The organism is Caulobacter sp. GW821-FHT12F03, from assembly GCF_058806855.1.
Map to the genome: position 1 here is coordinate 172463 of NZ_JBXAQC010000007.1, position 15735 is coordinate 188197.

18 protein-coding genes are annotated in these 15735 nt (G+C 71.1%); 10 read left to right on the top strand and 8 right to left on the bottom strand.

Features of this window, described 5'->3' with window-relative positions; genetic code table 11:
• The 4 genes from AC1RN0_RS16130 (at nt 1) to AC1RN0_RS16145 (ending at nt 3811) form a co-directional block, all read left to right on the top strand.
• Nucleotides 1-1185 (top strand): iron-containing redox enzyme family protein, encoded by a 1185-nt coding sequence (locus tag AC1RN0_RS16130; RefSeq protein WP_492788479.1) that lies wholly within the window; start codon nt 1-3, stop codon nt 1183-1185.
• Nucleotides 1185-1457: a Rieske (2Fe-2S) protein gene (locus AC1RN0_RS16135; protein ID WP_492788480.1), complete on the top strand. Its 273-nt coding sequence runs from the start codon at nt 1185-1187 to the stop codon at nt 1455-1457. Before AC1RN0_RS16130 ends, AC1RN0_RS16135 begins: the two co-directional genes overlap by 1 nt.
• Nucleotides 1444-2046 carry a CDP-alcohol phosphatidyltransferase family protein gene (locus AC1RN0_RS16140; protein ID WP_492788481.1) on the top strand — a complete coding sequence of 201 codons (603 nt, stop codon included), beginning with the start codon at nt 1444-1446 and terminating at the stop codon, nt 2044-2046. The genes AC1RN0_RS16135 and AC1RN0_RS16140 overlap by 14 nt, the downstream gene beginning before the upstream one ends.
• A gap of 100 nt (nt 2047-2146) precedes the next feature.
• The gene (locus AC1RN0_RS16145) at nt 2147-3811 is read left to right on the top strand and encodes a transglycosylase SLT domain-containing protein (protein WP_492788482.1); all 1665 of its coding nucleotides are present in this window, start codon (nt 2147-2149) and stop codon (nt 3809-3811) included.
• Here AC1RN0_RS16145 and AC1RN0_RS16150 read toward each other — a convergent pair.
• Genes AC1RN0_RS16150 through AC1RN0_RS16160 form a run of 3 tightly spaced genes read right to left on the bottom strand, consistent with a single transcriptional unit; the run spans nt 3808 to nt 5044 of the window.
• Entirely contained in the window at nt 3808-4248 is a 441-nt protein-coding gene (locus AC1RN0_RS16150) for a glycosyltransferase (RefSeq protein WP_492788483.1), read from the bottom strand. The genes AC1RN0_RS16145 and AC1RN0_RS16150 overlap by 4 nt on opposite strands.
• A gap of 30 nt (nt 4249-4278) precedes the next feature.
• Entirely contained in the window at nt 4279-4611 is a 333-nt protein-coding gene (locus AC1RN0_RS16155; protein WP_492788484.1) for an ArsR/SmtB family transcription factor, read from the bottom strand.
• Nucleotides 4598-5044 (bottom strand): SRPBCC family protein, encoded by a 447-nt coding sequence (locus tag AC1RN0_RS16160; RefSeq protein ID WP_492788485.1) that lies wholly within the window; start codon nt 5042-5044, stop codon nt 4598-4600. Before AC1RN0_RS16160 ends, AC1RN0_RS16155 begins: the two co-directional genes overlap by 14 nt.
• Before the next feature lie 118 nt (nt 5045-5162).
• On the opposite strand from AC1RN0_RS16160, the gene AC1RN0_RS16165 reads away from it, so the two are divergent.
• A complete protein-coding gene (locus AC1RN0_RS16165) occupies nt 5163-6248 on the top strand; it encodes a PA0069 family radical SAM protein (RefSeq protein WP_492788486.1) in 1086 nt (361 codons plus the stop codon).
• A gap of 129 nt (nt 6249-6377) precedes the next feature.
• Here AC1RN0_RS16165 and AC1RN0_RS16170 read toward each other — a convergent pair whose 3' ends face one another.
• Entirely contained in the window at nt 6378-7607 is a 1230-nt protein-coding gene (locus tag AC1RN0_RS16170) for a class I SAM-dependent RNA methyltransferase (RefSeq protein WP_492788535.1), read from the bottom strand.
• 189 nt (nt 7608-7796) lie between these two features.
• Between AC1RN0_RS16170 and AC1RN0_RS16175 the strand changes: the two genes are divergently transcribed.
• Both AC1RN0_RS16175 and AC1RN0_RS16180 read left to right on the top strand, forming a co-directional pair.
• A complete protein-coding gene (locus tag AC1RN0_RS16175) occupies nt 7797-8216 on the top strand; it encodes a glycine zipper 2TM domain-containing protein (RefSeq protein WP_492788487.1) in 420 nt (139 codons plus the stop codon).
• 49 nt (nt 8217-8265) lie between these two features.
• Nucleotides 8266-8868 (top strand): glycine zipper 2TM domain-containing protein, encoded by a 603-nt coding sequence (locus AC1RN0_RS16180; protein WP_492788488.1) that lies wholly within the window; start codon nt 8266-8268, stop codon nt 8866-8868.
• A 66-nt stretch (nt 8869-8934) separates the two neighbouring features.
• Here AC1RN0_RS16180 and AC1RN0_RS16185 read toward each other — a convergent pair whose 3' ends face one another.
• The gene (locus tag AC1RN0_RS16185) at nt 8935-9669 is read right to left on the bottom strand and encodes a TlyA family RNA methyltransferase (RefSeq protein ID WP_492788489.1); all 735 of its coding nucleotides are present in this window, start codon (nt 9667-9669) and stop codon (nt 8935-8937) included.
• 2 nt (nt 9670-9671) lie between these two features.
• Complete coding sequence (gene glpK, locus AC1RN0_RS16190) at nt 9672-11165, bottom strand: glycerol kinase GlpK (RefSeq protein WP_492788490.1); 1494 nt, start codon at nt 11163-11165, stop codon at nt 9672-9674.
• Nucleotides 11166-11265: 100 nt separating this feature from the next.
• Here glpK and AC1RN0_RS16195 point away from each other — a divergent pair, with 100 nt between their 5' ends.
• The 3 genes from AC1RN0_RS16195 (at nt 11266) to AC1RN0_RS16205 (ending at nt 13773) form a co-directional block, all read left to right on the top strand.
• Nucleotides 11266-12378, top strand: coding sequence for a DUF2336 domain-containing protein (locus AC1RN0_RS16195; RefSeq protein ID WP_492788491.1), 1113 nt, complete (start codon nt 11266-11268; stop codon nt 12376-12378).
• A gap of 35 nt (nt 12379-12413) precedes the next feature.
• A complete protein-coding gene (locus tag AC1RN0_RS16200; protein WP_492788492.1) occupies nt 12414-13193 on the top strand; it encodes an NAD kinase in 780 nt (259 codons plus the stop codon).
• Between the two features lie 97 nt (nt 13194-13290).
• Nucleotides 13291-13773, top strand: coding sequence for an Hpt domain-containing protein (locus AC1RN0_RS16205; protein WP_492788493.1), 483 nt, complete (start codon nt 13291-13293; stop codon nt 13771-13773).
• On the opposite strand, the gene AC1RN0_RS16210 is transcribed toward AC1RN0_RS16205, so the two are convergent.
• Both AC1RN0_RS16210 and AC1RN0_RS16215 read right to left on the bottom strand, forming a co-directional pair.
• On the bottom strand, nt 13770-14894 hold the full coding sequence (locus tag AC1RN0_RS16210) for a glycoside hydrolase family 130 protein (protein WP_492788494.1): 1125 nt from the start codon (nt 14892-14894) through the stop codon (nt 13770-13772). The genes AC1RN0_RS16205 and AC1RN0_RS16210 overlap by 4 nt on opposite strands.
• Before the next feature lie 35 nt (nt 14895-14929).
• The gene (locus tag AC1RN0_RS16215; RefSeq protein WP_492788495.1) at nt 14930-15709 is read right to left on the bottom strand and encodes an NUDIX hydrolase; all 780 of its coding nucleotides are present in this window, start codon (nt 15707-15709) and stop codon (nt 14930-14932) included.
• Between the last annotated feature and the right edge of the window lie 26 nt (nt 15710-15735).

The window sequence follows — 15735 nt, forward strand, 5'->3', positions numbered from 1 at the left end:
ATGCTCACAGCGGGGGCGCTGAACACGCTGGGCGCGCGGCTGGCGCGGGCTTCGGGAGCCAACCCGCCGCCGGCCTATGACGGCGGGATCGATCTGCTGCCGGACGACGCCGACGCGGCGCTGACCCTGCATGTGAAGCACCAGGCGCTGCTGCGCTGCTACCAGGCACGCTACGTCGTGCTGCCCGACGCCGCGCCGGGACCGACGCTGCTCGATCATCTGGCGACGCACTACGGCGAGGACCGGCTGCAGGCGCTGAACGCCGCGCGCGGCGCGCTGGAGGACGAGTTGATCGCCCCGCTGCAGGCCGGGACGGCGACCGGCGACGGCGACGTCATGGCCTATGTCGACCGGCTGCTGCCCGAGCTGCGGGCGCTCCAGTCCGACGCCTTCCTCGACGCGCTGACCGGGGTCGCGCACCGCGAGGATCACTACCGGAACTTCCTCGTGCAATCCTCGGCCGACCTGCTGGCGGAGGCGTCCGCCTCGGCGCTGGGGGTGATCGGCGAGTTCGGCGCCCCGCAGTCGGCGCTGTTCCGCATCCTGATCGACGAGTTCGGCTATGGCGCGCACGGCCACAAGCACAGTGTGCTCTACCGCGCCACCATGCGCTCGTTCGGGCTGGACGACCGCTACAACGGCTACTGGCGTCTGTTCGACACCAACACCCTGGCGCTGCACAACGCCATTCACTGGCTGTTCCAGAACCCGCGCAACATCTTCCGCCAGGTGGGCTTCCTGCTGTTCGCCGAGACGGCCTATCAGCGCTCGACGCTGTTCCACGCGCGCCACCTCGGCCGGTTTCATCCGCAGGCGGACGCCCGCTATTTCACCGAGCACGCCCACATCGATCTGCACCACACACGGATGGTCGTCGACGAGGTGATCGCGCCGTTCGTCGAGCGGTTCGGCCCCGAGGTCGGACGCGAGATCATCGCCGGGGCCGAACTGACGCGGGCGGTGTTCGCGCGCAACGGCGCCGGCCAGCTGGCGTTGCTGCTGGCCTTCGAGGCCGCACCGTCGGCGATCTACGGCCTGCGGCCGCACGACGGCCGGCTGGTCACGCCGGCGACGCCCGTCGATCCCGCCGCCCGGGTCCAGGTCGGGGCCACCGGCGCGGTGACCGCCGCCGACTTCAGTCGGTTTCCCCCGGGGGCGACCGGCCGTCTGGCGGACGCGGCCTGATGGCCCGGTCGGTCTGGATCGGAAGCTACCTGCCGCCCATCCGGCGCGGCGGCGAGGACTATTTCCTGCTCGCCGTCGACGACCAGCTCTACCTCGTGCGCAACGCCTGTCCCCATCGCGGCGGACCGTTGAAATTCGGCCATGTCGACGACCAGGGGCGCGTGGTCTGCCCGATGCACCAGACCGCCTTCAGTGTCGAAAGCTTGCTCGCCCGGCCATCCACGGTGAAGCTGGTGGAAAGCCCCGCTGGAGACGCCGATGGCGACGCATAGTTTCCCCGCCACCCTGATCTTCGAGGACGGCGCGCTGAAGTGGGCCAATCTGGTCACGCTCAGCCGGGCGCTGCTGATCGCGCCGATCATCGCCCTGCTGCTGGCGGGCCTGCAGACGCCGGCGCTGGCGCTCTACGTGCTGGCGGCGCTGACCGACGCGGTCGACGGCTGGATCGCCCGCGCCTCGGGCCGCGCCTCGCGCTACGGAGCCCAACTGGACGCGGCGGTGGACAACATCTTCTCGATCGGCATCCTCGTATTTCTCGTGCTGGCCTGGCCAGACCTGATGCGACGGCAGGCCGTGGCGGCGGCGATCCTGTTCGGCGGCCCCCTGCTCTATCTGGCCGTCTCCTGGGCCATGCGCCGCAAGCTGATGATGTTCCACTTCTGGTCGGCCAAGGTCGGGGCCTTCCTGCTGTTCTGCCTCTGGCCGCTGATCGCCTTCTCCGGCGCGGAAAGCCTCATCACCATCGTCGCCGCGGTCGTCGGCTTCAGCCGCGTCGAGCAGGTGATCTTCATGCTGCGCGGCGGCGAGGACCTGAACGCGCCGCACGGCTTCGTCCCCGTCGGGCCGCCGCAGTCCGCCTGACGCGCGAACCCGCTTCCTTTGCGCGCCTCCCGCCGCTAGTTTGCCGCCTCCATCGGGAAAGGGGCCGCGCCGTCCGGACCGGACAGACGCGGTGAACAGCATGACGACCTCACGGCGCGCGCTGATCATGGCTCTGCCCATGGCGGCCGCGACTCTGTTTTCCGCCGGGACGGCGTTCGCGGCGGGTCCGCAGGTGCTGTCGCCGATGGACGAGCGCGCCTATCGCGAAGCCTTCGCGGCGACGCAGCGCGGCGACTTCGAAGACGCCGAAGCGGCCATGGCGCGGGTCAGGGACAAGGCCCTGGCCGGCCACCTCGCCTTCCAGAAACTCATGCATCCGACGGCCTGGTCGGCGACCTTCGAGGAGCTGACCGGCTGGCTGAAGAGCTACGGCGACCTGCCCGGCGCCGAGCGGGTCTACGCCCTGGCCGTCAAGCGCAAGCCGTCGGGCGCGAGCGATCCGAAACCGCCGTCGTTCATGGACGTCACCCGCCTGTGGGGCCGGGTCGAGAGCGCATCGGGCCTGGCCGGCGGGCCCGCCAGCCCGGATCGCGGCCGCGCCGCCCGGGAAGCCTACTATTCCGGCGACGCCGCCCGGGCGCTGGTGCTGGCCCCGGCCGCCGGGGAGCGGTGGATCGCCGGCCTCGCGGCCTGGCGGCTGGCGCGCTACGACGAGGCGCAGTCCTGGTTCCGGGGCGTGGCGCTCGACGAGGACCAGGACGACTGGCTGCGCGCCGGGGGCGCCTTCTGGGCCTCCCGGTCGGCCGCCAGGCTGGGCGATACGGACCAGTCGCTCGCCTTCCTGCAGATGGCGGCGAAGGCCCCGCACACCTTCTACGGCATGGTCGCCGCCCGCAGTCTTGAACTCAGCGGCCAGCGCGCAGGGGCGGACACGCCCGACCGGCGCGCCCTGGCCGAGGCCGTGGGCCAGTTCGGCCTGACCCGGGCCGCGACCCGGCCGGCGCCCGCGCCCGAACCCGCGCCGCTGTTCAGCTTCGTGAAGACCAACGCCCGCGCCCACCGCGCCGCCGCCCTGATGCAGGTCGGCCGGGCGACCGAGGCAGGCCTCGAGCTGCGCGCCGGCCTGACCCTGGCGAAGACGCCCGGCGAGCGACAGCAATGGCAGGCGCTGATCCTGGCGCTCAACGCCCCGATCACCACGGCCGCCGACTCCGCCGCCCCGCTCCTGCCCCTGCGGCGGCCGGCCGTGCGCCGGCGGGGCCCGGAAGACTACCCCGCGCCGGAGCTGTGGCCCGAGGGCGGCTTCACGCTCGACAAGGCGATGGTCTACGCCCTGGTCTGGAAGGAAAGCCGGTTCAATCCGTTCGCCGTCTCCGGCGCCGGGGCCATGGGCCTGATGCAGGTGCGCCCGGTCGCGGCGGCCCGCGCGGCCGGCGACGACAAGCTGCTGGTCAATCCGATGCCGCTGCTCGACGCCCCGACCAATCTGCGCGTCGGCCAGGACTACTTCACCTGGCTGATGGAGCGGGCGCTGGGCGGGGGGCCGGAGGCCTATGACGTGCTGCGCGCCGTGGCCGCCTACAACGCCGGGGCTGGCACCGTGCTGAACACGCTGAAGAAAATCGGGCCCGGGGCCGACAGCCTGCTGGTGATGGAAAGCCTGCCGGCGCTGGAAACCCGCGACTACGTCGAGAAGGTCATGGTCGCCTACTGGACCTACAAGCGGCGCTTCGGCGGCGAGACCCACACCCTGGACGCCGTGGCGCGCGGCGAGCCGATCATCGACATCCGGCTGGACCGCTAGCCCGGGCTGATCACATAGGCCCGGCTGTCCAGCCTGCGGATCCTGCCCGGCGGCTTGCCGAACCGGTCCCGCCGGATCAGCAGCGCGCGCCGGTCGCCGGGGCGCAGCGGCCACCATGGGGCCGACCGGAACCGGCCCCCTCGCCCACCGGACGTCTGCAGATGGGCCGCCGCCTCGGCGTCCCAGCCGGCCTCCAGCCGCAGGTCCGCCGGCAGCAGCAGCAGCCAGTCGCTCTTCGCCGCCGCGACGGCCGCTTCGACCGTGGCGGCCCGCTTGACCCCGGCGTCCTCGGCGATTTCCAGCGTCGCGTCGGTCGAGCCGCGATCGACGAGGATCACCTCGGTGACGATGGCGTCGACCGCGGCCGGCACCAGCGCGCCGAGGCAGGCCGGCAGCGTGGCCGCGTTGTTGAGAGTCGGGACGATGACGGAGATCATCGGGCTATGGAGCCCGCGTCCCCGTCCGGGTCAATCCTCGACGAAGGCCTTCAGCCGCGCCAGGGCGTCATCCCACTGCGCCGACACCGACCGCAGGAAGGCGCTGGCCTCGGCGACCGGCTCGGGCCGGTAGCTGAAGCGGCTCTCGCGGCCGACCCGCAGGCTGGCGACCAGGCCCGCGCCCTCCAGCACTTGCAGGTGCTTGGTCACCGCCTGGCGCGTCAGGCGGGTGTCCTGCGACAAGCGCGCGATCGAGCGGGGATCACCGTCACTCAGGCGGCGCAGCAGGGTCAGCCGCGTGGGATCGCCCAGCGCCGCGAAGATCCGCGCGGGGCCGGACGTCGCGCTCTCAGCGTTCAACATGGGCCCGGATGTTCTCCACCTGGATGGTCCAGCCGCCCTCGTTGCGCAGGAAGGCCTCGTCGCGACGGTCGGCCGGCAGGGCGTCGAACCCGGACTCGGAGACGGTCAGCCGCACGCCGTCGGCCAGCGGCGTCAGCCGGAACTCGACCAGGGTCGTCGGCTCGGCGTCATAGTCGACGTCGGGGGCCACCGCGTAGGGATGCCAGGTGAAGGCGAACAGGGTCGGTTCATCCATCCGCGTCACCGTCGCCTTCCAGACCAGATGCTCGTAGCCCGCGTAGGTGATCCGGCCCTGGATTTCCTCGCCCAGCACGAATGGTCCCTCAAGCTTCACCCGGAACCATTCGCCGAACTCGGCGGAGTCCGTCAGCGCGCGCCAGACCCGCGCCGGCGTGGCCTTCAGGTCGATGGTCTTCTCGATACGATCGGTCATTGGCAACCTCCTGGTTGCTTTTCCATATCGCGACCCGAAGGGTTATGCAATCATCTGGTTGCATATTCCAGGCTTGAATGTTCTTGTTTTGTTTCCGCCGCGAGCCTAGCGTCGGGGCATGACCGCATCCGCTCCTTCGAAACCGCCGGTGCGCGGCCGCGGCGCGCGCAGCAACGCGACCAGCCGCTTCGTCGCCGCCCAGCGCGAGGCGTTCGATGACGGCTGGACGCTGGATGATCCCCAGCCTGCGCAGCTGAAGACCGTGGTCCTGCCCGACAAGGCGAAGACCATCATCACCCGCAACACCAGTCCGGACATCCATTTCGACCGGTCGATCAATCCCTACCGGGGGTGCGAGCACGGCTGCATCTACTGCTTCGCGCGGCCCAACCACGCCTACCTCGGTCTGTCGCCGGGACTGGATTTCGAGACCCGGCTGTTCTTCAAGCCCGAGGCGGCGCAGCTGCTGGCCGCCGAGCTGTCGCGCAAGAACTACGCGCCGCGACTGATCCAGATCGGCGCAGACACCGACCCCTACCAGCCGCTGGAGCGCAAACTGCGGGTCACCCGCCAGCTCCTGGAGGTGCTGCAACGGTTCCGGCACCCGCTGACGATCATCACCAAGTCCAACCTCATCGCGCGCGACGCCGACATCCTCGGCGAAATGGGCCGGGCCGGACTGGCGCGGGCGGCCGTCTCGATCACCACCCTGGACCGCAAGCTTGCCCGCAGCATGGAGCCGCGCGCCGCGACGCCGCAGCGCCGGCTCGACGCGGTCCGCCAGCTGAAGGCGGCCGGCTGCCCGGTGACGGTGATGTTCGCGCCGGTCATCCCGGGCCTCAACGACCACGAGCTGGAGGCGGTGCTGGAGGCTTCGGCCGAGGCCGGGGCGACGGCGGCCGGCTATGTCATGGTCCGGCTTCCGCTTGAGATCACCGACCTGTTCCAGGAGTGGCTCGGGACCGACCACCCCGACCGGGCCGAGCGGGTCATGTCGCTGGTCCGCCAGATGCGGCGCGGCAAGACCTACACCTCGGAGTTCGGGGTGCGCGGCCGGGGCGAAGGGCCGCTGGCCGAGCTGGTGGCAGCGCGGTTCAAGGCCGCCCGCAAGCGCTACGGCCTGGACCAGCCGCGCGAGCCGCTGGACGTGGCCGCATTCCGCGTACCGCCCAAGGCGGGGGATCAGATGGATCTGTTTGCGTAGGTCGTGCGTGGTTCGAGACGCTCGGCTGGGGCCTCGCTCCTCATCATGACGGATATTTTTGAAGCCCAACCCTCTGCGTCATCCTGAGGAGCGAGCCTCAAGCGAGCGTCTCGAAGGACACTGGGTGTCTCAGCGCGAAAACACCCCGACCAGCTCCACATGCGGCGACCAGAGGAACTGGTCGACGGGGAGGACGCGCTCCAGGGTGAAACCGGCCTCGACCAGCACGCGGGCGTCGCGGGCGAAGGTCACCGGATTGCAGGAGATGCCGACAACACGGGCGACCTTGCTGCGGCCGATCTCGTGGGCCTGTTCCAGCGCGCCGGCGCGGGGCGGGTCGAAGACCACCGCGTCGACCTTGGCCAGGTCGGCCGCCAGCATCGGGCGGCGGGCCAGGTCGCGGGCCTCGGCGGTGATCGGCTTGAGGCCGGCGGCGCTAGCCGTGGCGGCGCGCAGGGCGGCGATGGCCGGGGCCGCGGAGTCGGCCGCCAGCACCGGGGCGATCATGGCCAGCCGGAAGGTGAAGGTGCCGACGCCGCAATAGAGGTCGGCGATGCGGTGGGCTCCGGCGACGGCGTCGACCGCGAAGGCCGCCATGGCCGCCTCGGCCTGGGGCACGGCCTGCAGGAAACTGCCGGCCGGCAGGGCCACCGTGGCCGGCCCCAGCCGGACCATGGGCTGGCGCGCCTGGTAGACCATCTCGCCCGCCAGGGTGACGCGCGCCATGTCGCCGGCCGACGCGGCCTCGGCCGCGCGCATGCGGGCGTCGGCGGACAGGCCGCCGCTCTTGCGCTCGACGCCGGTGACATCGACGTCGAGACCGGTGGCGGTCAGGGTCACGTGCAGGGTCGGGGCGGACTTGGGATGCTCAAGGAACGGCCGGGCCAGCGCGCGCAGCGCCGGCAGGGCCGCGACCAGCCGCGGATCGGCGATGACGCAGGTCTCGATGTCGACCAGCGACCAGCTGCGCCGCTCCTTGAAACCCAGCTTGACCCCGCCCTTCCCGCCCCGGGCGTGCAGGGCCAGGCGGCGGCGTGAGCCGGGCGGCGAGGCGAACGTCGGCAGGATCTCGGTCTCGATATGCTCATGGCTGAGCGCGGTGCGGACCAGATCGCCCTTCCAGGCCAGGTAGGGCGCGGACGCCCAGTGCTGCAGCGAACAGCCGCCGCAGGTGCCGAAATGCGGACACGGCGGCGTCACCCGGTCGGGGCTGGCCGTAACGATCTCGACCACCTCGACCCGCTGGCCGTCGCGATGGCCGCGCACCGTCTCGCCCCCCAAGGTCAGGGGGACGAACAGGGGACCCGGCGCCAGGCCGTCGCCCTGGGCGCCCACGCCTGTGACGGAAATGTCGATCAATTCGGCCAACGAAGTCTCCAACGGAACTCAGGCGCACCCGATACCATTGTTGCGGGGTCAGAGGGCGGCCAATCGGTCGGCCACATGAACGAAGATGAACGGGTCGCTCAACGGCTGTTCAGGTTGGACCCGCCATCTTCTCAACATCAACGGCGGGGAAACTCGCCCCAGAAGCGAAGGGAGCGTGTCATGCGCACCATTCTGTCCCTCACCGCCGCGATCGCGATCGCGGCCCCGGCCTTCATGGTCCCGACTTTCGCCGACGCCCAGTCGGCCCGCTCCTATGGCCGCGGCGACGTCTGCAGCTACAAGCGCCAGCAGGCCAAGAAGAAGGGCACCCTCACCGGCGCCCTGGTCGGCGGCACGCTCGGCGCCGCCGTCGGCGCGCGCGGCAACAAGGTCGAGGGCGCGGTTCTGGGCGGCACCGTCGGCGCCATCGCCGGCAACCAGATCGCCCGCGACAACTTCCACTGCTCCAACTACCCCAAGCGCGTCAGCGCCCGGGGCGGCAACTGCAAGTGGGTGCAGGAATACTACGGCGGCCGCTGGCACGGCTTTGAAGTCTGCCGCGGACGCAACGGCGACTGGCGGCCGAGCGGCCGGGGCTAAACCCGGACGCACGGACGCTCTCAAGTTCTAGCTCAAGGGAGAGCCTTAAATGACGACCCGTTCCAAACTGACCCGCGGCGTCGCCGGTCTGGCGGCCATGACCATGGTCGCCGGCCTGGCGATGGTCCCGACCTTCGCCTCGGCGCAGAGCTATCCGCCGTCGTCCGGCGGCTACAACAACGGCTACCGCTATGACGCCTGCCAGCGCGAGCGGACCAACCGTGGAACGGGCGGCGCCCTCGTCGGCGCCGGTCTTGGGGCCCTCGCCGGCTCGAACGTCGCCGCGCGCGGCAACCGCACCGAAGGCGCCGTGCTCGGCGGTCTCCTCGGCGCGGTGGTCGGGGCCAATGTCGGCAAGAGCGCGGCGGCCTGCCAGCCGGGCCAGCCCAGCTCCTACCAGCAGGGCTATGCCCCGCCCCCGCCGCAGGACGGCTACTATGGCTACCAGGACGGCTACCAGCGGGGCGCCTATCAGGACCCCTACGGCGACGACGGCTATGACGATGCCTACGCGCGTCCGGTTGCCGACGGTCCGTCGGGCGACGGCTGCACCCTGGCTGAAAGCCCGATCTACCTGCCGGACGGCAGCGTCCAGAAGCGCTTCGTGCGCGTCTGCCGCGACTCCAGCGGACGCTATCAGGTCGTCGACTAACCTTCGTCGACAGCCTCTGTAAGGAAGGGCCGTCCGCTCAACGCGGGCGGCCTTTTCTTGTCGCCGCTACCGCTTCCGCGCCCATAGCAGGAACTCGGCGTTGCCGTCGCCGCCGGTGATCGGGCTGTCGGCGGTCGCGCGGACGGTCCAGCCCTGCCCTTCCAGCCAGGCTGCGACGTCGGCGAGCGTCTCGCGCCGCACCGCCTCGTCCCTGACGATGCCGCCCTTGCCGACCCGCTCGCGGCCGGCCTCGAACTGCGGTTTGACCAGGGCCACGAGGTCCGCGCCGGGTCCGGCCAGCGCCAGCGCCGCCGGCAGGGCCTTGGCCAGGCTGATGAAACTGACGTCGGTGACGATCAGCTCCGGCGCCCGCGGGATCAGGGCCGCGTCCAGCGTGCGGGCGTCCGTGCCCGACAGTTCGACCACACGCGGGTCGCCGGCCAGGGTGGCATGCAGCTGGTCGCGCCCGACATCGACCGCATAGACCGTCGCCGCGCCCCGGCTGAGGCAGACCTGCGTGAACCCGCCCGTCGAGGCGCCGACGTCGAGCGCGACCCGGCCCTCCACGGGGACCGGCCACAGTGTCAGGGCGTGATCCAGCTTCAGCCCGCCGCGCCCGACCCAGGGATGGGCGGCCTCGGCCGTGATCACGGCGTCCGCGTCGACCGCTTCGGACGGCCTGGCGACGACGCGGCCGTCGACCGTCACCCGCCCCGCCGCGATCGCCGCCTGGGCGCGCGCGCGGCTGTCGAACAGGCCGCGATCGACGAGGAGAAGGTCTATGCGCTGACGCGTCGCCAACGCTACGACCGCACCCGCGGCACGGCGTCGAGCCAGCGGGCGTAGGCCGCCTCGCGCATGTGGCTGTTCTTCGTCGGGGTCAGAAGTTCAGCGTCCGGGCGGGCCGAGGCCGCCTCCTCCACCGAGCTGAACAGGCCGGCGCCGAGGCCGGCGAACAGGGCCGCGCCGAGCGCCGTGGTCTCCTGGTAGCTGGCCCGGCAGACCGGGAAGCCGGTCAGGTCGGCCAGCCGCTGCGAGAACCACGGACTCTGCGACATGCCGCCGTCGATGCGCAGTTCGGCCGTAGCGCCGAAGGCGTGCGGGGCGTCGGCGCGCATGGCCTCGATCAGGTCACGGGTCTGCAGGGCGCAGGCGTCGAAGGTCGCCGCCGTGATCTCGGCCAGGCCGGAGTCGCGGGTCAGGCCGAAGATGCCGCCGCGCGCGCCGGCGTCCCACCAGGGCGCGCCGAGGCCCGTGAAGGCCGGCACGACCACCACGCCGCTGTCGGGCTTGGCCGTTTTCGCCAGCGACTCCGCCGCGCGCGGGCCGCCGGCGAGGCCCAGCCCCTCGTTGAGCCACTGGATCGCCGCGCCGGCGACGAAGATCGAGCCCTCCAGCGCGTAGGTCGTCTGGCCGTTCACCCGCGCGGCCACCGTGGTCAGCAGGCGCGAACGGCTGAGCGCCTTCTGCGTCCCGGTGTTGAGCAGCATGAAGCAGCCGGTGCCATAGGTGGCCTTCATCTCGCCGGGGTGGACGCAGCCCTGCCCCATCAGCGCCGCCTGCTGGTCGCCGGCCACGCCGCGGATCGGCACGGCGCGGCCGAGGATCGCCGCATCGGTCTCGCCATAGTCGGCGGCGCAGTCGAGCACCGTCGGCAGCAGGGAGGCCGGAACTTCGAACAGCTCCAGCATCTCGTCGGACCAGCGCTGGGCGCCGATGTCGAACAGCAGGGTGCGGGAGGCGTTGGTCGCGTCGGTGGCGTGGACCTTGCCGCCGGTCAGCTTCCAGATCAGCCAGCAGTCCATGGTGCCGCAGAGCAGTTCGCCCCGCTCGGCCCGGGCCCGGGCGCCGGCGACGTTGTCGAGCAGCCAGGCGATCTTGGTGCCGGAGAAATAGGGATCGAGCAGGAGGCCCGTGACCTCCGTGACCCGCTCCTCCGCGCCGATCTTGACCAGCCGCTCGCAGGTGGCGGCCGTGCGGCGGTCCTGCCAGACGATCGCCGGATGGATGGGGCGGCCCGTGGCTCTGTCCCAGATGACCACCGTCTCGCGCTGGTTGGTGATGCCGATGGCGGCGACGTCCGCCGCCGGCCGCCCGCACCGCTCGACCGCCTCGCGCAGAACGGCCACCGCTGCGTTCCAGATTTCCTCGGCGTCGTGCTCGACCCAGCCGTCGTGCGGATAGCTCTGGCGCAGCGGGCGGCTGCCCTCGCCGAGCGCATGGCCGTGGACGTCGAAGGCGATCGCCCGCGTACTGGTCGTTCCCTGGTCAAGCGCCAGAATCACCGGATCCGCCATACGATTCGACTCCCCTGCCGATCTTTCTGTCGTTTAAGCATGTTTTCACGGGGTGGGAGCAGGGTCATGCTTCAGCCCGACACTCGGGACGGGGCCCCACGTGACCATCGCTGTCGAAGCCGCCGATCTGCTGCTGCTGGCGCGAAGCCGGCATCCGGTGGACCGTGAGCGCCTGCTGGACGCGATCGTCGGCCTCTGCGACCGCGCCGAAATCGGCGACGTCGCCCAGCCCCAGGTCCGCGAACTGGTCAGCGGCGTGTTCATGGCGCTGGTCGCCGAAGCCGAACGGGACATCCGCCGTCGGCTCGCCGAAAAGATCGCCGCCGCCGCCTGGGTTCCGCCGGCCCTGATCAATGTGCTGGCGCTGGACGAGATCGAGATCGCTGGACCGATCATCGCCGCCAGCCCGGTGCTGCAGGACCATGACCTGATCCGCCTGCTGGTGGAGTCGACGCTCGATCACCAGATCGCCATCGCCCGCCGCGGCCGCCTCGGCGCGCCGGTGGTCGAGGCCATCCTGCAGCAGAGCGAGCCGGCCGTGCTGACCGCCCTCGCCGGCAACGACACGGCCGAGGTCACCGCCTCGGCCATGGAACGGCTGGTCGAACAGGCGCGCGGCGTCGCGGCCCTGCGCTCGCCGCTGGCCCGCCATCCCCGGCTGTCCTCGGACCTGGCGCAGAAGCTGTATGTCTGGGTCGGCCAGTCGCTGCGGGCGTCGCTGGTCGAGCGGTTCCGGCTGGACGCCGCCGCCCTCGACGCGGCCCTGGCCCAGAGCATTCGCGAGGCACACGCCGCCGTGGAGAGCCTGCCGCCCGCCCGGGCGGGGGTGGACGCCGAACACGAGGCGCTCGAGCGCCGGCTGGTGGAGAAGCTGAACGACGCGGGACAGCTGCGGCCGAGCTTTCTGCTGCGGTCCCTGCGCGAGGGCCGCCTGACCCTGTTCGTCACCGCCCTCGCGCGGCTGGGCAACTTCGAGGCCGATCACATCCGCCGGGCCATCGACAGCGACCGGCCCGAGTTGCTGGCCCTGGCCTGCGCCGCCATCGGCGTCGATCGCGGGGCGTTCCCGACCATTCTCGCGGCGGTCCGCGATCTCAATCTCGGCCGGCCGGGCGGCGGGGCCGAAGCCGGACGCCGCGCCACCGGCGCGTTCGGACCGTTTGACGCCGACATCGCCGGCGTCGCCTTCCGCAAGGCCGTCGCCACCGTTTGACAAGGCCGGCGGCATAAGGCCTTGCTCGCCCCGACATGTTCAACGCCCGCCCCAACACCTCCCGCGTCACCTTCCTCGCCAGCGACCGACCCGAGGCGCAGGAAGCTCGCGACCGGTTGATCGCCCGCTACGGCGACGCCGGCGACAGCGCCCAGGTCATCGTCGCCCTCGGCGGCGACGGCTTCATGCTGGAAACGCTGCACGGCGCCCTGGCCGACGGAAAGCCGATCTACGGCATGAACCGCGGCTCGGTCGGATTCCTGATGAACGAGTACAGCGAGGACGGCCTGCTGGAGCGGATCAGCGCCGCCGAACGGGCCGTGATCCATCCGCTGGCCATGGTCGCCATCGATTCCAAGCGCAAGCACCACCGGGCGCTGGCGATCAACGAGGTGTCGCTGCTGCGCCAGACGCGCCAGACGGCCAAGCTGCGCATCTCGATCGACGGCAAGGTGCGGATGGGCGAACTGGTCTGCGACGGGGCGCTGGTCGCCACGCCCGCCGGATCGACCGCCTACAATCTCTCGGCGCACGGCCCGATCATTCCGATCGACGCCCGGGTCATGGCCCTGACGCCGATCAGCGCCTTCCGGCCCCGGCGCTGGCGCGGGGCCCTGCTGGCGCACACCGCGCGGGTCACTTTCGAGGTGCTCGAAGCCGACAAACGCCCGGTCAGCGCCGTGGCCGACAACGTCGAGGTTCGCGACGTGGTCGAGGTGCATGTGTCCGAGGATCGCGCGGTCAGCCTGTCGATGCTGTTCGACGCCGGCCGCAGCCTGGAAGAGCGGGTTTTGGCGGAACAGTTTTCCGCCTGATGCGACCGCTTGTCGCTGTCAGCAGAAAGTTCCGTCTCATCCGTTGTTAACTCCATTGGCCTAGCGTCGGGGCAGTTAACGCCAAGGGAGGCGACGCGTGAGCGATAATCCGACGGTCCAGTTCATCCAGGCCCCGAACACCCTGCGCCTCAAGGTAGGCGGCCGGTTGGGCGGCATCGACCCTGCGGCGATCGCCAAGGCGGAGGCCGCGCTGAAGAGCCTGTCGGGCAATTTCAGCGAGTGGCTCAACGACGAGCTGGTCAAGCTCGAGGCCTCCCGGCAGCGCATCCGCGTCGAAGGCCTGACCACGGACACGGCCGAAACGCTGTATCTGCGCGCCCACGACCTGAAGGGCCTCGGCGCGACCTATGAATTCCCGCTGGTCACCCGTATCGCCGGCTCGCTGTGCAAGCTGATCGATGACCCCGCGACCCGCCTGGACGCGCCGATGTTCCTCGTCGACGCCCATATCGACGCCATCAAGGCCGCGGTGCGCGGCGACATCCGCACCGAAGACCACCCGGTCGGCCGCAAGCTGGTCGAAGAGCTGGAAGACCGCGTCAGCAAGCGCGCCGCCTAGCGGAATACGGCTTTCGGAATATGGGTGACGCGACAGGCGAGGTCCGCCTCGCCTGACAGCACGACCCAGTGGTCGCCGCCGTCGGCCAGCCCCGTCGTGAACACCACATCGTCCAGATACATCTGCTCGCGCAGCGGTCCGGTCAGGACGGGGCTCGCCTCAAGTACGGCCGCCTGGTCCTCCAGCCGCAGGATCCGCGTCGGGTCCCGCGCGTCGAGCAGGGCCCAGAAGGTGCGGTAGGTCCCGACCACGCCGCCGGCCTCAACCCCGTGATACAGCACCAGCCAGCCCTCCGGCGTCAGCACCGGCTGGGCGCCGCCGCCGATCTTTTCACTCGACGGCGAGACCCGTCGCGCGCGGATGCCGCCCGTCTCGACCGGCTTCCAGTGCAGGGCGTCGGGCGAACGGGCCAGGTTGATCGACGGGCCGCCGCGCCAGGGGCTGTCGGGCGGAGTCGCGAAGTAGAGACTGCCCAGCGGCCGGGTCAGGGCCCAGAACATGCCGTCGATCAGCCCCTCGAACAGCAGCATATCCTTGTTCTGGTGATCCAGGACCATGCCCCGGAGGTCCCAGTCCAGCGCGTTGGCCGAGGTGTAGAGCGCCGTCGACTGGCGCGCGTCACTGATCGAGCAGGCCGTCATGTACCAGGTGTCGCCGATGCGGCTGATCCGGGCGTCCTCGACGCCATAGGCCTGCCAGGCGGCGCGGGGGCCAATGGCGCGGTCGTAGTGGACGGTGACCACCGACAGGCCGTCCGGCGTCAGCTCCACGGGCAGCAGCCAGGACAGCGACGTCAGGCCGATCATCGGGTTGGCCACATCGGCCAGATAGAAGGCGCGCGGGTCGCGGGTGTCCGCCCCGGCGAGCGGCCATTCGACAACGCCGTAGCCCTGCCCCGCCTGCCAGCGGATTCCGCGCACGACGTGGCCGGTCATCGGCTCACGCAGGGCTTCCGCGACACGGACCATCATCAGCAGGTTGCCGCCGGGCAGCACCGCCAGTCCCGGATTGAAGGCGCCGAGCACATAGGTCGAGCCGGGCGGCAGGCCCTGCCGCAGCGGCGAGCGCGACAGGTCGACGTCGTCGGGGGTGAAGATCAGGCGGTCGATGGCGTGGCGCATCCGTCAGGAACGGACGCCGCACGGGCCTGTTCCGGTCAGGCCCGGATGTTGCTCATCGGCTCCACCACGGCGCCGTAGCCGGCGTCGGGCGGGATCACCAGCACCGCGCCGGTCTCGCGCCGCTCGACCACCGGCAGCACCGGCACCAGGGTGCGGGCGTTGGCGCGGTCGATGGCGTCCTGGGCGCTCTTCGCCTCGGCCAGCAGCTGCAGGTTCATGCGGGTCGGGAAGATGATCGTCCGTTCGCCGGCCTTTTCAAGCTCCAGCGCCCGCGCCGGCGGGACCCATTCGGCGTCGACGGTCTCGTAGCCGTCGCAGACCGCCAGTTGCTCCCCGGTCGCCCGCACAAGGTAGAACCAGGTGTCGAACCGCTTGGGCATCATGTCCGGCGTGATCCAGCGGGCGAAGGTGGTCAGGGCCGGCAGGTCGAGCTTCACGTCGAGTTCGCGGATCAGGTCGAGGAATGGACGTTCGTCCTTCGACACCGACTCGCGAGCCGCGCCGGCGCGGTCATCGCCGCGGAACGGCCGGCCGTGGGCGTCATTGGCGATGATGATCGCCGCTTCCTCATAGGCTTCGCGGATGGCGGCGATGCGCAGCGGCCGCTTCTCGGGCGGAGTGGCGTCCCAGCCCGTGACGTGATCGGCCCAGGCCTCGTCATGATCGCCGGCGTGGGTCTTGCCGCCCGGAAACACCAGGGCGCCCGAGGCGAAATCGATCTGGTGGTGCCGCTTGACCATCAGGACCTCGAAGGTCGGGTCGTCGCGGACGAGCAGAATGGTGGCGGCGGGGCGGATCGCTACGGCTTCGGTCATGAGGCGAAGGATCGCGCCTCAAACAC

Bases quoted from the DNA above. Each gene is read 5' to 3' on its own strand.
- AC1RN0_RS16130 (WP_492788479.1), top strand. From the start codon at position 1: ATGCTCACAGCGGGGGCGCTGAACACGCTGGGCGCGCGGCTGGCGCGG.
- AC1RN0_RS16135 (WP_492788480.1), top strand. From the start codon at position 1,185: ATGGCCCGGTCGGTCTGGATCGGAAGCTACCTGCCGCCCATCCGGCGC.
- AC1RN0_RS16140 (WP_492788481.1), top strand. From the start codon at position 1,444: ATGGCGACGCATAGTTTCCCCGCCACCCTGATCTTCGAGGACGGCGCG.
- AC1RN0_RS16145 (WP_492788482.1), top strand. From the start codon at position 2,147: ATGACGACCTCACGGCGCGCGCTGATCATGGCTCTGCCCATGGCGGCC.
- AC1RN0_RS16150 (WP_492788483.1), bottom strand. From the start codon at position 4,248: ATGATCTCCGTCATCGTCCCGACTCTCAACAACGCGGCCACGCTGCCG.
- AC1RN0_RS16155 (WP_492788484.1), bottom strand. From the start codon at position 4,611: ATGTTGAACGCTGAGAGCGCGACGTCCGGCCCCGCGCGGATCTTCGCG.
- AC1RN0_RS16160 (WP_492788485.1), bottom strand. From the start codon at position 5,044: ATGACCGATCGTATCGAGAAGACCATCGACCTGAAGGCCACGCCGGCG.
- AC1RN0_RS16165 (WP_492788486.1), top strand. From the start codon at position 5,163: ATGACCGCATCCGCTCCTTCGAAACCGCCGGTGCGCGGCCGCGGCGCG.
- AC1RN0_RS16175 (WP_492788487.1), top strand. From the start codon at position 7,797: ATGCGCACCATTCTGTCCCTCACCGCCGCGATCGCGATCGCGGCCCCG.
- AC1RN0_RS16180 (WP_492788488.1), top strand. From the start codon at position 8,266: ATGACGACCCGTTCCAAACTGACCCGCGGCGTCGCCGGTCTGGCGGCC.
- glpK (WP_492788490.1), bottom strand. From the start codon at position 11,165: ATGGCGGATCCGGTGATTCTGGCGCTTGACCAGGGAACGACCAGTACG.
- AC1RN0_RS16200 (WP_492788492.1), top strand. From the start codon at position 12,414: ATGTTCAACGCCCGCCCCAACACCTCCCGCGTCACCTTCCTCGCCAGC.
- AC1RN0_RS16210 (WP_492788494.1), bottom strand. From the start codon at position 14,894: ATGCGCCACGCCATCGACCGCCTGATCTTCACCCCCGACGACGTCGAC.
- AC1RN0_RS16215 (WP_492788495.1), bottom strand. From the start codon at position 15,709: ATGACCGAAGCCGTAGCGATCCGCCCCGCCGCCACCATTCTGCTCGTC.